Here is a 17,738-nt window from a genome sequence, read left to right on the forward strand (position 1 = left end):
CTTATAAAAGTATGAAAAATTATTTACTGAGGATAATTGTGCGTATTACAAAACAAACTTTAAAACTCTTCTTACCCATGTTGTTGGGAATCCAGACCTTGGTGGCAGAACCCTCTTCCAGTCAAAGTCTGGAAGATTATCAGGTTCAGTTGTATGCCAATGGAGAATCGTTGGTAGAAGTACTGAGCAAGTTAGAAAAGCAAACTGATTTGGTTTTTGCTTACAACCAATCTGTCTTGACAGACAAAACCAAGGTTAGCTTAAGTGTATCCTCAAACCTGAAAGAGGCGCTTGAAAAGCTATCTACCATAGTGGCTTTTGACTTTAAAAGAGTCAATGAAAATATATACGTAATAAAGCAGCCAAAAGTTGATAAACTGTCACCGGTTTTAGCAGAAAATAAAATCGAAAAAGTTGCTATAGCTATTAGAGGTACGGTTGTGGATGAAACCGGTGCCCCAATACCAGGGGTAACAGTATCTATACCGGGAACCTCCATAGGTACCGCTACGGATTTGGATGGAAAATACTCCATCAGTGTTCCTGAAGGGTCTGAATTGGTTTTTTCTTTTATAGGTTACGAAGCTCAGCAGATTAAGGTGGGATCTCAAAGCGAAATAAATGTAACGCTCGTTGAAGAAATTTCTTCATTGAATGAAGTGGTTGTTGTCGGTTTCGGGGAGCAGAAAAAGGCTAACTTAACAGGAGCAGTAACTACCATAGATGCAGGTGTAATTGCAGAAAGGCCGGTACAGAACGTTGGACAAATGCTTCAAGGCGTCATTCCGGGACTAAACTTACAAACAGGTGGTCTTGGAGGTGAATTGAACCAATCTTTGAACTTCAATATTAGAGGTGCCGGTACTATAGGTCAGGGCTCTACATCTTCTCCTTTGGTATTAATCGATGGAATGGATGGAGATTTGAATGCGCTTAACCCGCAGGATATTGAAAATATTACCGTGCTAAAAGATGCAGCTGCAGCTTCTGTTTATGGTTCAAGAGCAGCGTTTGGGGTGATCTTAGTAACAACTAAAAGTGGTAAAGAAGGAAAAGCTAAAGTGAATTACAACAATAACTTCCGCTTTGGCCAGCCTAGAGGTTTACCTGAAATGATGGATTCACATACATTTGCTTTGTATTATAATGAAGCGGCCTACCATGCCGGTAGAAGCCCCATTTTTGACGATGAAACCATAGATCGCATTGTTCAATACCAAAACGGTACATTGGAAACTTCTACTATACCGGATAATAATGGAGAACGTTGGCAATATTATTCTGCTTCCAACGGTAATACCGATTGGTTTGCAGAGCAATACAAGTCCATGACTTTCAGTCAGGAGCACAATTTGAGTGTGAATGGTGGAAGTGAAAATGCCAAATATTATGTTTCAGCCAATTATTTGGATCAAGGAGGACTTACCAGACACGCAGACGATAATTTCAACAGGTACGGAATTACTGCGAAAGTTGACCTTAAAATCAATGACAAGCTTTCCTTTTTATATAACAATAGGTTTGTGAGAGAGAACTTCACAAAAGCCATGCATTTGAATAACTTGTTCTACCACAATGTTGCCAGAAGGTGGCCAACTGTGCCGGTAAAAGATCCCAATGGCTATTATTCCTATCCTTCTGAAATCAATCAGATGAAAACAGGAGGTAGGGTAAACAACCTGAAAGACTTCTATTATATGCAGGGTCAATTGACCTATACCCCTAAAGAAAACTGGAATATCATCGCCAGTTTAAACTATAGGTTGATTAACACCAATAATGACACAAACGTTTTACCAGCTTTTGCTTATGATGTAGATGGGGAAACATATCCTGCACCTGTATTCTGGAATGCTGCAGGACATACTGCAGTAAGTCAATTCAATCAGAAAGAGGATTTCTTTACCACAAATATCTATTCTGATTACAGCTTTGAGGTTGGTGAAGGCCATAATTTTAAATTAATGGCCGGTTTCAATTCTGAATTGAATAAATACAGAAACATTAGTGCAAGTAGAACGGGTTTAATTACACCCACTGTAATTTCTATCAATACGGCTACTGACAATTTTCAAAATGCTGGGGCTCTTAATCACTGGGCAACCGCCGGTTTCTTTGGAAGATTGAACTATAACTACAAAGAAAAATACCTATTTGAATTCAATTCCAGGTACGATGGCTCTTCCAGGTTTATTCAAGATTTAAGATGGAATTTATTTAATTCTGCATCAGTAGGTTATAATTTGGCCAGAGAAGATTTTTGGACTTGGGACGACAAAATTCAAATGTTTAAAATCAGGGGTTCTTATGGAGAACTAGGTAACCAGAACACTTCAAGTTGGTATCCTTTTTACCTCACGCAGCCTTTCTCAGTTAATTCAGGAAGTTGGTTAGTGAATGGTATTAGACCAAATACTGCTTCTGCTCCTGGTTTAATCAGTAGGTTTATGACTTGGGAAAGAGTGAGAAGCTACAATATAGGGCTGGATCTGGGGATGTTTGATAACCGCCTGACCCTGAATTTTGATTATTTCACCCGATTAACTCTGGACATGGTGGGCCCTGCCCAGGAGTTACCTGCCATTTTGGGAACAGGTGTTCCGCTTATCAATAATGCAGATTTAAAATCTTGGGGATTTGAATTTGAATCTACCTGGAGAGACAATATCGGAGACTTTAATTATTCTGTGAGAGGTGTGCTTTCTGACGATCAAATGAAAGTCACAAAATATCCCAATGATACCTACAACCTCAGTCAATGGTATGAAGGTGAATTGAGTGGCAATATTTGGGGCTATGAGACAGTTGGAATTGCAAAAGATCAAGCAGAAATGGATCAGCACTTGGAAACAACCAACCAAAACCAAATGGGTACCAACTGGATGGCTGGTGATATCATGTACAAAGACGTGAATGGTGATGGAACGGTTAATGGCGGAAGCAATACACTTGGTGATTCAGGTGATAGAAAAATAATAGGAAATTCTACTCCTCGATTCAGATATAGCCTGGACCTTTCCGGACAATATAGAAATTGGGATTTCAGAATTTTTATTCAGGGTGTAGCTAAAAGAGACTGGATGCCAAACGGACCTTACTTTTGGGGAACCGGAGGTCAGAATATGTGGCAGGCAGCTGGATTTATGGAGCACATGGACTTTTACAGGGATGAGAATTCGCCAATGGTACAAGCTGGCTTAGCAGATGTGAATCTTGACTCCTATTTTCCGAGACCAGTCTTTGATAACGGAAAAAATAACCAAACGCAAACCAGGTTTTTACAAAGTGCAGCCTATATGAGGCTTAAAAACTTACAAATTGGTTACAGCCTTCCATCAGCAATTGTTTCCAGACTCGGTATAGGCAACGCTCGCTTTTATGTCTCAGGGGAAAATCTTTTGACCTTCTCTAAAATGTCTAAAATATTTGATCCTGAATCAGTAGGATTATCCGGCTGGAATGATGGCAAAACCTATCCTTTCTCAACTGTTTATTCATTGGGTCTAAATGTTAACTTCTAAAGAGAATTTGTGATGAGAATACATATAAAATCTAAATTATATATAGCCTTAGCAATGGTATTGCCATTGTTGAATATGTCTTGTAATGAGTTTCTGGAAAGAGAGCCTTTATCCGTAGTTACACCTGAAGCTTACCTGCACTCAGAAGCTGATTTGGCAGCATACACCATTGCCAATTATGCCTTTCCTACGCATTCCGGATGGAATGTAGGTACCTTTGGCTATGACAACCATACAGATAATCAGGCCACTACCAATGCAAGCAATAGGTGGATACCCGGAGAATATAGAATCGGTCAAACTGGTGGTTCATGGGGTTTTGGACAAATTAGAGACATGAATTATTTCCTGGAGACGGTTGTACCTCGATTGAAATCCGGTGAGATTTCAGGAAATACCTCCAATGTGGAACATTATGTAGGAGAAGGCTATTTTCTTAGAGCCTATGAATACTTTAATAAGGTTCAAAACTTGGGGGATTTTCCAATAGTTAAAAATACTCTTCCTGATGATTTGGAAACTTTGACTGAAGTTTCCATGAGGAAACCAAGAAATGAAGTGGCAAGGTTTATCATTTCTGACCTTGATTCTGCTATCAATCTACTATTGGTAAGCCCTCCCGGGGGAAAAAACAGAATCAACCAATTGGCAGCACTGACTTTCAAATCAAGGGTTGCCTTACATGAAGCCACATGGTTGCTTTATCATAAAGGTACAGCTCATGTACCCGGTGGTCCGGGTTGGCCTGGAGAGGGTGATAACCCTAATTTCAGTCTGGATATAGACCAGGAAATTGATTATTTCCTTGGAGAAGCCATGGAAGCAGCTGAGCAGGTTGCTGATCAGGTATCTTTGACTCCCAATACCTTAGACGATGGTTATGATTCCTCAGAAAACCCTTACCATAAAATGTTTGGGGACCTGGACATGAGTCAGTATGATGAAGTATTACTTTGGAGGCAATATGACCATACACTGGGCATTCGTCACAATATCAATGCTTATATCAATTCTAATGGAGGCAATACCGGATATACCAAAGGTTTGGTGGAAAGCTTTTTGATGGCCAATGGACTACCAATATATGCTGATGGGTCTGGATACAAAGGTGACGATTTTATTGCCGATGTAAAGGAAGATAGGGACAACAGGCTTCAGTTATTTATGAAGGATGAAGGTGAAGTAAGATTAAAAGGCCAAACCAATGCCGATGGATCACCTGTCCTTATTACTGAGCCTGAAATTATTGGTAACCAAGAAACCAAATATGTAACGGGATACGGTATTAAGAAAGGCTTTAGTTATTTGCCTTCTCAAACAGTAGGTGAAGCAGGAACTGTAGGTTCTATGGTGTTCAGAGCAGCAGAAGCATACCTGAATTATATTGAAGCCTCTTACCTAGCCAAAGGAAGCATTGATGCCAAAGCCGCAGCTTATTGGGAAGCACTTAGGGTGAGGGCTGGTGTTAGTCCTGACTTTAATCTTACCATTGCCAATACCGTGATTAGCATGGAAGCTGAAGGGGATATGGGTGCTTATTCTGCAGGAGAAATGCTCTCAGATCCTATTTTGTACAATATCAGAAGAGAAAGAAGAAACGAGTTGATTGCTGAAGGCATGAGATTCTTCGACCTAAAACGTTGGAGAGCTTTGGACCAACTTAAAACAGATCCTTATATCGTAAAAGGATTCAAACTTTGGGGTCCTATGCAAAGTTGGTACGTGGATGAAGAGACCAATGAAACTTTATTGATTCCTGCCGGAACAAATGGTTCCGCTACTCCAAATGTTTCCAATCCTGATGAAAGTGATTACCTGCTTCCCTACAGAATTATGCTTGGTGGTACCAACCTTGTAAAAGAGGGGTACAAATGGGCCAACGCTCATTACTTGGAGCCAATTGCTATCCAACATTTTATTATTACTTCCCCAAGTGGAGATCCTTCAAATTCTGTGATTTACCAAAATCCGGGATGGTCACTTCAGGCCAATGAAGGTGCATTGGAGTAATTACTTACTCGTATAAAACTAGAATTTCTAAAAAAGCAATACCCTTTTGGGTGTTGCTTTTTTTTATAACGAACAGTATATTTTCCTTGTAGAAGGATATCTATAAAATAGGAGTTTGGAAAGTATTTACCTTTGAAGGGTATAATTTAATCTCTTGGAGCGGAGTTTAAGGCAATTAATTACTTAGTTTTTTGAAAACAGGCTAATCTCAGCAATTCCTAATCCTCTCGGGATGCTAGCTGCAATAAATAATCCAAAAGCGATCAAGCACTTTTTAAAGGAAAGCAGTAAACCATTAGTTATTGTGAACAGGTAAATTCATTGAATCTTTATAAAAAATTGAAATCAATAGACTGTTAGCAATTATTTTTTTTATCAGGTTTTGGGTTGGAACAAGTTTAGGTTTGATAAGTATAAAGCTAATAGAAAAATGATTTATACAGAATATTAAATCATGATTAAGTGTTTAGTATTTATTTTAGTATATAAAATAAAAAAAAAAATATGGTTTATTTTATATATTGGTGCCCGGTAATCGAATAGCTTTAACCTAGTTTTATAATTCTTAAAAAATTGAAAGAAATTAGATAACCGCAATTATTCTGTACGTATCAATTCAGATATTTTACAATTATTCAATAACCCAAAATAATTAACTTATGAGAAAGAAGTCTACAACCTATAGGTTGGTATGGCTGTTTGTGTTTGCTGTAACCTTACATTGCCTTCAAGTGCAAGTAAGCGCCCACACAGTATCTCCAATCCTCAACTCAACTTCCGAGATTGAGGGTGCCCATTCCAAAATTCAACTTCCTGCCTCTATTAGTGGGACAGTAGTTGATCCAAACAATGAACCAATACCCGGAGCCACAGTTATAGTGGTAGGTACAAATACCGGGACCGTTACTGATATAGACGGGAAATTTAATATTGAAGCCAGTGCCGGACAAGTGCTAAAAGTTTCATTTATCGGCTTTGAACCTGTTGAGGTGCTCATAGCCAATCAAACAGTGATTGATGTAGTCTTACAAGAAGACATGGCTTCCTTAGAAGAGGTGGTGGTTGTTGGTTATGGGGTGCAGAAAAAATCTGACCTAACCGGGGCAGTGGTTAGGGCTGATATTGAAGCTTTTCAGGAATCTCCAAATGTATCCATTATGCAATCCCTCCAAGGCTCAGTTGCCGGGTTAAATGTGGGACAAGTGAATCAGGCGGGTGGAGAACCTGATATTCAGATTCGTGGACGTACTTCTCTTTCAGGAGAACAAAGTCCGTTGATTGTTATTGATGGAGTCATTTATAGGGGGAATATCAATGATTTAAACCCCAATGATATCAAGTCGATTGATGTGCTGAAAGATGCAAGTGCAGCCGCCATTTATGGTTCCCAAGCTTCCAATGGTGTGATTATTCTCACCACAAAGAAAGGGGTGGATTTAGGGAAGCCCACCATCAATTACTCCAATAGTTTTACCTTTCAACAGCCGATTAAAGAGTTTAGGACTAGTACTGCAGATGACTATTTGACGAAAACTGAGGAATCTGATTTGTACAATAGCCGCACTGAGGCTTCGGGATACCTGGAGCCAAACCCTAACTGGGAACCCTCCTCCAATTTTAAAACGAGTGATGAAATATTGGCCTATAACCAAGGGAGATCGGACAATTGGTATGACTTGATGACCAATGACAACCCCTATATTCAAAATCATAACTTGTCCTTTGCAAATGCTACCGAACGGTCCAATTATTACATTTCACTCGGTCATACAGACCAAAAAGGGCATATGGTGAATGAAGGTTACAATAGAATCAACGCAAGGGTTAACCTGGAAACTAATGTAACGGATTGGCTAACCTTTGGTCTGCAATCTTCCTTTACAAGGAGCAATTATTTGGGGCCTACCCCAAGCTTAGGGAACCGGTATCTATCTCCCTTTGCTACGGTGAGGGACGAAAATGGAGAATACATTCAAATTACCGGGGGAAACACCATAAACCCTATGGTGCAATTGGAAGCAGATCTTGTAGACAAAAGGCTTAATTTCTTTGGTAACTTTTATGCCCAGATAGACTTTCCCTTTTTGGAAGGCCTAAGTTATAAGGTTAATTATCTTAACAATTATACCACAAATCAAGATTATTATTTTAGAGAATATGCCAGTAATTTCCAAGGGGGAGGCCAAAAGAGGTATCAATTGAACTATAACTGGTCAAGTGATCATATCCTTACCTATAACAAAACCTTTAATGATGTTCACAATGTATTCTTAACCCTACTTTATGGTTCTGAGAGTAGGGAATCTGAATACACCCAAGCCAGCTCATTTATCTATGCCAATACAGCCCTAGGGTACAATAGCCTTCAATCCGGAAGTGCAGACCAACAGCGTACCAGTTCTGGTGCCTGGGATGAATCCAGCCTTTATCAAATGGCCAGGTTATTTTATGGATATGACCACAGGTATTTATTTACAGGAACCATTAGGAGAGATGGCTTTTCCGGCTTCGGTGCTACCAATAAATTTGGCATTTTCCCCTCACTATCTTTTGCCTGGGCTGCCAGTGAAGAAAGATTTATTGCAGACAATGTAGATTGGTTGAACAATCTTAAATTAAGAGTTTCCTATGGATCTAATGGAAACAGAACGGTAGGCAGGTACCAAACATTAGCCACCGTGGCCGGAGGGTTTAACTATATTACTGCAGATGGTACTCCACTTTATACCCAAGCAATAAATAAATTGGCTAGCCCAAATCTAAAATGGGAAACCACTACGGGGATTAACCTAGGGGTTGATTTTGCAATTCTCGGAAATAGGATCAGTGGATCTATCGATTATTACAACAACGAGACCACCGACTTATTGTATCAGGTAGACATACCCGGCATCAGTAGGTTTGAAACTTTTCCGGACAACCTCGGCCGAATTCATAACCAAGGGCTGGATATAGCCATCACCACTGCCAATATTAGGAAAAATGATTTGACTTGGGAAAGTACTTTTATGTTTTCAAGAAACAGGAACGAACTCAGAGAATTGCTTGGTTTTGACCTTGATGGTGATGGGGTAGAGGATGATTTGGTTTCTGAAGGATTGTTTATCGGATATCCTTTGGATGCGATCTTTGATTATTCCATCAATGGGTTATGGCAGCTAAATGAAGAAATTCCTGTTTACTCTGATCTGGGGGCCTACAAGGTCGTGGATATCAATGGAGATGGAGAAATTGATCCGGCAGATCGTAGCATCATTGGTTACGAAGAGCCTTCCTTCCGCTTTAGTATCAACAATACCCTTAACTATAAAAATTGGACCTTTAGACTTTTTATCAATTCTATTCAAGGTGGCAATTCAAGGTATTTAGGGATGGACAATATCAATAGTTGGCAAATCATCAATCAGGAAAATCACTTCAACAATGACTTTCCTTTGGGCTTGGATTATTGGACGCCGGAAAATACCGATGCAATTTATGAGCGCCCCAATATTAATATTTCCAGTGGAATAGCGGGTACCAGGTACATCCCTAGAAGTTTTGTAAGACTTCAGGATGTTTCACTGGCTTATAATTTTCCTAGGGAATTATTGAATAAGTTAAAAATTCAAAACCTTAAGGTATTTGTGAGTGGCAAAAACTTGTATACCCTTACCCAATGGCCCGGCTGGGATCCTGAAACCGGGCAAAATATTAACCGAACAGGAAGGCCCGTACTTAAGGGCTATTCCATGGGGTTAAACCTTGGGTTTTAATGATTTTTTGGCCATTAAATTTTAAAATTATGAAAACGATAAAAAATAAATTCCTAATATTAATCGTATGCCATCTTGTTATTGGTTGTAATGAGGATAGTTTTTTGGAGGAGGTTCCTAAGGATTTTCTTTCTCCGGAAATTGCTTATGTTACCGTCAATGATTTTGATGCTGCAGTGCTAAACCTGTATGCACAGGTAAGAAATGAATTTTTTTCAAGTGATAATCAAAACCGTTTTCCTGCCATTTCCTGGGATGGTACGGACATGGTATATGCCCATAAGAACTTTGGAACAAGACCGGATTGGGGAGGATCATTGCTACTTCCCACCAATACAAGTCTGGTGTATGGAGCCATGTGGAAACCTGCTTATCGCATTATCTATGATGTCAATGTAATCATAGGCAGATCCGAAGGTCCCCAGAGCCAATTAACAGCCGAACAAAAGAAACGCACGCAAGCTGAAGCTGCCTTTTTTAGAGGTTATATGTACAAAATGTTGGCCAACCTGTATGGAGATGTTCCCATAGTTTTGGAGGAAGTAACTTCACCAAGAAGAGACTTTGTTCGTTCCAGCAGAGCTGAGGTGTATGAACAAAGTGCTGCTGATTTATTATTGGCTGCCCAAGAATTACCTGATGTGGATGATGTGGACAATTCCAGAATCAATAAACTGGCAGCTTACCATTTATTGTCTGAGGTTTATATTTCTTTGGGTAGGTGGCAGGAGGCCGTGGATGCAGCTTCACAAGTTATTGATCATCCCCAAACTGCATTGATGACCGAAAGGTTTGGCTCAATGGTGGATCATCCTACCTTTGGAGGGGATGTTTACTGGGACTTATTCAGACAAGGAAACCAAAACCGAATGTCAGGAAATACAGAAGCCATTTGGGTATTGCAGTACGAATTTAATGTTCCCGGAGGAAATGATGGTTTCCAACTGGAAAGGACAGTAATTCCAAGGCTTTGGCAAGCCAAAATAGCCAATAATGATGGATCCGTTCACCCATTGATCCCTTATCCTAATACCAATTATTACGGCAGAGGATCAGGATTCATGAGCCCTACCCGTTATTTGTATGACAATATTTGGAGGAAAAGTGGCTATGATCAAGACATGAGGAATTCGGAGTACAATATTGTAAGGGATTTTATTGTGAATAATCCAAGCTCAGATCACAATGGAAAATGGGTTTTCAAAGACAATGTACCCATAGCCCTAAGTTCTGTAAATGATACCACAAGGAATTTCTTTCCGGTATTTGCAAAAGCTTCCGTCGTCGGTCAACACCCAACAGAATTGTACCATAACGATCAGACTGTTCCCGGCTCACTTACCAATTCAGCCAAAAGAACTTTTAGAGACAGGTATGTCATTCGCTTGGCAGAAACTTATTTGTTAAGAGCAGAAGCCTACCTTGGGATGGGGGATAAGGAAAATGCTGCTGCAGATGTAAATACGGTAAGGAGTAGGGCTCAGGCCCCGGCCCTAAGTCCTGCAGATTTAGACATTGACTATTTATTGGATGAGCGCTTGCGTGAATTGCATTATGAATCCTTTCGCTTGCTAACACTTACCAGATTAGGTAAATTGGTGGAATGGACCAAAGCCAAGAATCCATGGGTAGGAGATTTGTACCAAAGTCACAATAATTTATGGCCCATACCTTTCAATGAAATTGAAAAAAATATTGAGGCGGATTTAGGTCAAAACCCGGGCTATTGATCCATCAATTCTTAGGCTGAAACAGTACTGATCAATCCTAAGTCGGTATTATTGTCCAATTGAGGCAATAATACCGGCTATTTCCATTGGTGTTTATCCCACTTCAACTCGGATTTTGGAATTGAATTTCTTGAGCTTTCTCAAGGACTGTTATAATCAAAAGATAAATTATCTGTTTAGAGATTTTAGCCGAGCATCGCTATTTTGAAATTGAAAACAGCAAGAAAGTGGCGAGTGTGCAAGTGATTTCAGTACGAAATAGATTTTCTAATTCCGGTTCAGGGAAAAGCCATAGTAAGCGAATATTGAAACACATAATTTAATTAATATGAAAGTGTCAAAAAGAAGATCCTTTTTAGGGAAGTTTAGTTTCCTCCTATTCTCCTTTTTTGTGGGGAAGGTGAAACCCTTGATTGCTAAGGGAAACCCATTTGGCTTTAACAAAAGCAAAGGGAAGCTGTATTTCCCGAATGGCTTTAAAGTGACGGAAGTATCAGCCACGGAAGCCATTGTTTGGACCAGGCTCAGCCATAGTGAAAAATCGAAACCAATTACACATAAAAAGGCCAAAACAAAGCCTAAAGCCAATAATTACTATCCTGTTGATTTTGATGAAAACCAGCCGGTAAAGAATATGGATGGGGCCATTGCAGGGGCAAAAGGAAAGGTTAGAATAAAATACAAGACAATGGGGGAAACATTAATATCAGATTGGTATGAAACTGACTCGATTGATGATTTTACCGCCCAAATACCTTTGTCAAAGCTTAAAGCAGGTGAACGTTATTCCATTGAATTAGAGGCCATGTCAGAAGATGGTTCAGATAAGTCGACTGTGCCAGGTAGTTTTAAGACTGCTTATGATGCAGAAGAGGTTAAGCCGGTAAACCTTACCACTTCCACCTGCCAATATTTCTGGAATTATGATGATGCCAAGCGGGGTTTCCAAACTTATGATGCCATGGCAAAGTTAAAGCCGGATTTTTTCGTTCATACAGGAGATTATGTGTATTATGATAGGATAGGCCCTTTGGCCACCGACTTAGAAAAAGCCAGGCACAAGTGGCATGCGATGGACGGTTGGCCTTCATTGAAAGATTTCTACCAAAATGTGCCTATTTATATGCTCAAAGATGATCATGACTTGTTGAAAGATGATGTTTATCCTGATTCCGATCCCTTGGGTGACTTTACTTTGGAAAATGGCTTAAAAGTTTGGCGAGAAAATGTCCCCTTAAAAGACAAACCTTACAGGACTTTCAGATGGGGTAAGGATTTACAGATTTGGCTTGTGGAGGGTAGGGAATACCGAAGTCCTAAAGAAATACCGGAAGGAAGTCCCAGAACAATTTGGGGTGAGGAGCAAAAGAATTGGTTTATAGATACCATAGAAAGTTCTGATGCCACTTTTAAAATTTTGTTTTCACCCACCCCTGTAGTAGGACCGGACAGAGAGAAAAAACGAGACAATCATGCCAATAAACTATTTGAAGAAGAAGGCAATTGGTTAAGAGGGTTTCTATCCGGTAAAAAGAGTGTTTTTGTGGTCAATGGGGACAGACATTGGCAGTATTTTTCCATAGATGATGCCACAGGATTGAGGGAGTTTGGGGCGGGGCCGGTATCCGATGCACAATCAGGAGGCTGGTCCCAGGAAGATAAAAGGCCGGAACATCAGTTTTTGAGAGTTAAAGGTGGGTTTTTGGGCATCAAAGTATTCCGTGAAGCAGGCAAGCCTAAAATTGATTTCACCCATTATGATGTTAAAGGAAATGTTATGAATCAAGAAGAATTTGAGAATTAAAATGCATAAATTTCAAAAATAAATGTCAAGATACGCTACCTATAACTTTGCAAGCCAAATGAATGGTCACCTTCTGATTAAAGCTTTGTCAAAAAGCCTTATTTTGTTTCTACTCTTGTCTTTCACTGTGATGGCACAGGATTTTGGTGAACAAGGGCACTCGATGAATAAATTAACAGACAATCGAGACATCCTTTCCTTTTGGGGAACTACCAAAGAGGCCGATAAAAAACTGTATGAAGAGGCTTACAAAGTTTTGTCGGCCGAAAAACAGGCTGATTATTCAGAACTAATGAAGTCCGAAGCCTTTAAAAAATTAGCTCAAGACCAAAATCGAAAGATTTTAGCAGGCCCTATGCTTGGTCAAATCAAACCAACAAGTGCTTCTGTTTGGGTAAGGACTTTAAGTCCTGCAAAAGTGGAGGTAAAGGTTGAAGGGAAGGAAGGTAATTTTATTTACGGTCCGGTGTATACCTCTACAGCAACTGAATTGGCAGGCCTTGTAGAGATAACAGGATTGAAACCTTCCAGTCAGTATGCTTACAAAATCATAATCAATGGAGTGGAAGTTTTACCGGAGCTGGAACAAAGCATTGCCACTTTGCCGGATGTTAATCAAGGTGAAGAAGTAAAAATAGCCTTTGGTTCCTGTCCGCACCGCTGGGGCTTAGGAAACCATACTTTGTTGGAGCAGATCCAAGAGAGAGGTAACCAAGCAATGCTGTTTTTAGGTGACATTGCTGTTCAGGATAGAAATGATCATTTGGGAATGCACAGAGCTGATTATTTATTAAGAGATTTTTTACCAGCCTGGCAGGGCTTTGTTGCTCAAACTCCCGTTTATGCTTCCTGGGATGACCACGACTATTTTGATAACGACAAGGCCGGTATACCTGAAGGGTACTCAGAAAAAGGGCGTAGTGGTGTCAGAGAAGTATTCAAGCATTCTTGGGTCAACCAATCCTATGGGGATGAAGCTATTCAAGAGGGGATATTTACGAGAGATAGAATAGGTCCGTTTGATATCATCATGACAGACAATCGTTATTTTAGGACCGGAGAAAAAGGCTCATTTTTAGGCCCTCAGCAGATGGATTGGCTTAAAGAACAATTATTGGATTGTGAAGGGCCTTTTATTATTCTGTCTTGTGGATCTATGTGGAGTGATTATGTGTCCAATGGCAAAGATTCATGGGGCGTAAATGACCCCGAAGGAAGAGAAGAGCTATTTAGTTTTATCGAAGAGAATAAAATCAGTGGTGTCTTGCTTATTTCTGGAGATAGACATGGGGCCAGAGGCTTTAGGATTCCAAGAAAATCTGATTTCGGTTTTTATGAGTTTGAAGCTGCAAGTTTAGGAGCGAGAGTTGGTCCACCCGCCATAGATCCAACCTGGGATACCCAACTCTACGGGATTGATGGACAATTTGCTTTTGGAGAATTCACCTATCTTCCTTCTGGTAAAGATCCCTCCGTAGTTTTTCGTTTGGTGGGAGAAGCAGGTAATATTATCTATGAAAAAACCATTCATAAAAGTGAATTGGCACCTTGAAATTTAGGCTCCATTAAATAAAAAATTCTCTAGTTGACCTTATACTGTTTAGAATAGCTCCTGCAATAGGTATGAAATAATTCCGATTATTTAATAATAATAACCATTGGTATTATATAGTATAATATTATATCAGTTTTTTTATAAATTATGGGGTGAAAAATCTATTTTATTAACTAAAAATTAAAAATTCAATTGTAAATGTAAAGTCAAATTATTGGATTTTAATAAAGGAGTAAGTACAAACTCTTTTTAAAAGCCACTTAGTTATTCATTCAAAACAATAAACCCATGAGAAAAAAAATTACAAGCTACCAGTTGGTATGGCTGTCTGTGTTTGCTGTGTCTTTATTGTACACACATTTTCAGGCAAGTGCCTATGCAACAATCCCTAGTCTCAATTCATCTTTTAAAATTGAGACTACTATTAATGATCTTACCATTCCGGCATCCATCAGTGGAACCGTAGTAGATCAAAACAATTCCCCCATTCCCGGTGCAACAGTTATTGTAGTAGGAACCAATACCGGAACCGTTACAGATATAGACGGTAAATTCACTTTAGATGCTTCTCCCGGTCAAGTTATTCGGATATCCTTTATTGGCTTTGAATCTGTGGAAGTGACTGTTGGCAATCAAACAGAATTAAACATAACCCTAATCGAGGATACCTCTTCCCTTGAAGAAGTGGTAGTGGTGGGCTATGGTACCCAGCGAAAAAGTGATTTGACGGGTGCTATTTCTTCTGTTACAAGTGAAGACCTTAAAGAAACCCCAGCAGGCAATTTTTTGGAACAATCCCAAGGTAGACTTGCCGGTGTAGACATCGTAAGGGCCAATGGATCCCCCGGTTCTCCTGTTCAAATTAGAATTCGAGGCAATCGATCTATTAATGCAAGTAATGAACCGCTCTATGTGATTGATGGAATTCCTACCAATGCGAATATCAATGATTTTAACCCCAATGATATCGCATCTATGGAGGTTTTAAAAGATGCAAGTTCTGTGGCCATTTATGGGTCGCGAGGGGCAAATGGTGTGGTCTTAATTACCACCAAGAAAGGTAAAACGGGTAAGGCTGTCATTAGCTATGATGGCTATTATGGTGTTAAACAACCGATTGAAGATCTGAATTTAATGAATGGAAATGCCTTTGCGGCTTATTCAAGAATTGCAAGGGGACACGATGGAGATGATCCATCTTTTGACAGTAACTTTTTGGCACCTTTGGAAATTGAAAATCTTCAGGCTGGTAGATTTACCAACTGGCTTGATTTAGCCCTAAGAACTGGCAGTCAACAAGATCATCAGGTATCTGTAAGTGGGGGAACGGACAAAGTAAATTATTATGTTTCGGGCTCTTTTTTCAAAGAAGATGGTTATATACCGGGTACTGATTTCGAAAGAACAGCCATAAGGGTTAATCTTGAATCAAAATTAACAGATAAACTCAAAATGGGCCTTAGTGCCACGGTAAGTTTAAGTGAAAGGAATCAAATGTCAAGTGCACCCTTCTCAAATTCCATTGGCTATTCCCCACTTGTAGGGCCATTTGATGATGAAGGTAATTTTCTGGCTTTTCCCAATCCTAGGGAGGGGTTATTGTCCAACCCTTTGTTAAATTATCAACCTTACCAATATGTCGATGAAACCAGAGGACATAGGATTTTTGCCAATTTATATGCAGAATACCAATTCAATGACAATTTAAAACTCAGAGTAAATTATGGTCCGGACTTCAATCTAGCCAGAAGAGGTAGGTACGGAGGTATGTTGGATGGCAACATTAACTCAGGGTCTATAAATAACCAAATGGATTTTGCCTATACTCAAGAAAACATCCTTACCTATGATAAAAGTTTTGGAAAACATGCTTTGAACCTTGTAGGATTATTTTCGGTACAGTCTAGCAGATTTGAAACTTCATCCCTATCAGGACAAGACATTCCTATAGAAAAATCCTTGTTTTATGACCTGGGCAGTTCTTCGACCATTACAGGAATTGGTAGCTCTCTAGGAGAATGGGGACTCACCTCCTATATGGGAAGGGCTAATTACCGCTTTGATGACAAATTTCTGTTTACCCTTACAGGTAGAGCTGATGGATCTTCAAGGTTAGCAGAAGGTAATAAGTGGGCCTTTTTCCCCGCCTTTTCTGCAGGTTATATTTTATCTGAAGAAGAATTAATGCAGGGGTCTAAAATTTCCTTTTTAAAGGTTAGAGGTGGATATGGTGAAGTGGGCAATACTGCCATTTCTGCTTATCAGACCCTCGGTGGACTGGAAAGAACCACATATGTTTTTGGGTCTACTGCTGCCTTTGGTTATGCCAATAATTTAATTCCAAATCCAGATTTGAAATGGGAGATTTCAAAAACCATGAATTTAGGTCTTGATTATGGCTTGTTTGAAGACCGAGTTAATGGGAGTCTGGAATATTATATTACCAATACCAGTAATTTATTGCTGAACAGATTACTGCCCATCACTTCAGGTTATAACTCTGTACTGCAAAATATAGGAAGTACTAGGAATTCAGGTTGGGAATTGTCTGTGAATGCAAACCTAATCAATCAACCTACAGGCCTAAGATGGGATGTGAACATGAATGTGTTTTCAAACAAAGAACAAATTACAGAGCTTTTTGATGGAGACAGTGATGATGTAGGAAACAGCTGGTTTATTGGTGAGCCCATTAATGTGTTTTATAATTTTGAACAAGGGGGCATCTGGCAAATGGATGAGGCAGATTTAGCCGCAGATTATGGGCAGCAACCAGGTGATATCCGCATCAATGATGTAAATGGAAGAGGGGAAGACGGTGAACTTAACAAACAGCCCGATGGGAATATTAATTCAGACGACCGAAAAGTCTTGGGTTCCACCGTGCCTAGCTGGTCCGGAGGATTGACCAATAGATTTAGCTATAAAAGCTTTGACTTGTCGGTACTCGTGCACGCCAGAATGGGCCAAATGCTGAATAGTGGTTACCATAATTTGGGAGGCAACAACTGGCAAGGCAGATACAATGCGATAACCATGGATTATTGGACCGTCGATAATCCTACCAATGCGATTCCTAGACCAAATGCCGGTGAAGCACCATTGTATGCCTCTGCAGTTAGGTATTTTGATGGTTCTTATATTAAAATAAGAAACATTGCATTAGGATATAATTTTGATCCCGGATGGATTAAAAAATTGGGTTTAACCTCAGCAAGGATTTACTCTACAGTTAATAATGCATTTATATTTTCTCCTTATAAAACAGTGGATCCGGAAACTTCCAATGGCAATGTTGGTGGAGGTAGTCCTCTCACCACAGCCTCCTATATTTTTGGAATTAATTTGAAATTTTAATTGACG

At 39.6% G+C, this 17,738-nt stretch carries 7 protein-coding genes; all 7 read left to right on the forward strand.

Features of this window, described 5'->3' with window-relative positions; genetic code table 11:
• Nucleotides 1-11: 11 nt before the first annotated feature.
• The 7 genes from ACYVHJ_RS23055 (at nt 12) to ACYVHJ_RS23085 (ending at nt 17,732) form a co-directional block, all read left to right on the forward strand.
• The gene (locus tag ACYVHJ_RS23055) at nt 12-3,521 is read left to right on the forward strand and encodes a SusC/RagA family TonB-linked outer membrane protein (protein ID WP_460519846.1); all 3,510 of its coding nucleotides are present in this window, start codon (nt 12-14) and stop codon (nt 3,519-3,521) included.
• A 12-nt stretch (nt 3,522-3,533) separates the two neighbouring features.
• On the forward strand, nt 3,534-5,531 hold the full coding sequence (locus ACYVHJ_RS23060; protein ID WP_460519849.1) for a RagB/SusD family nutrient uptake outer membrane protein: 1,998 nt from the start codon (nt 3,534-3,536) through the stop codon (nt 5,529-5,531).
• Nucleotides 5,532-6,190: 659 nt separating this feature from the next.
• Nucleotides 6,191-9,286, forward strand: coding sequence for a SusC/RagA family TonB-linked outer membrane protein (locus tag ACYVHJ_RS23065; protein WP_460519852.1), 3,096 nt, complete (start codon nt 6,191-6,193; stop codon nt 9,284-9,286).
• Nucleotides 9,287-9,315: 29 nt separating this feature from the next.
• Nucleotides 9,316-11,016, forward strand: a complete 1,701-nt coding sequence (locus ACYVHJ_RS23070; protein ID WP_460519855.1) for a RagB/SusD family nutrient uptake outer membrane protein — start codon at nt 9,316-9,318, stop codon at nt 11,014-11,016.
• A gap of 328 nt (nt 11,017-11,344) precedes the next feature.
• Complete coding sequence (locus tag ACYVHJ_RS23075; RefSeq protein ID WP_460519858.1) at nt 11,345-12,820, forward strand: alkaline phosphatase D family protein; 1,476 nt, start codon at nt 11,345-11,347, stop codon at nt 12,818-12,820.
• Between the two features lie 22 nt (nt 12,821-12,842).
• Nucleotides 12,843-14,372: an alkaline phosphatase D family protein gene (locus ACYVHJ_RS23080; protein ID WP_460519861.1), complete on the forward strand. Its 1,530-nt coding sequence runs from the start codon at nt 12,843-12,845 to the stop codon at nt 14,370-14,372.
• Between the two features lie 291 nt (nt 14,373-14,663).
• The gene (locus tag ACYVHJ_RS23085) at nt 14,664-17,732 is read left to right on the forward strand and encodes a SusC/RagA family TonB-linked outer membrane protein (RefSeq protein WP_460519864.1); all 3,069 of its coding nucleotides are present in this window, start codon (nt 14,664-14,666) and stop codon (nt 17,730-17,732) included.
• The last annotated feature ends 6 nt before the right edge of the window (nt 17,733-17,738 follow it).

It is taken from the genome of Cyclobacterium sediminis, from assembly GCF_054781075.1.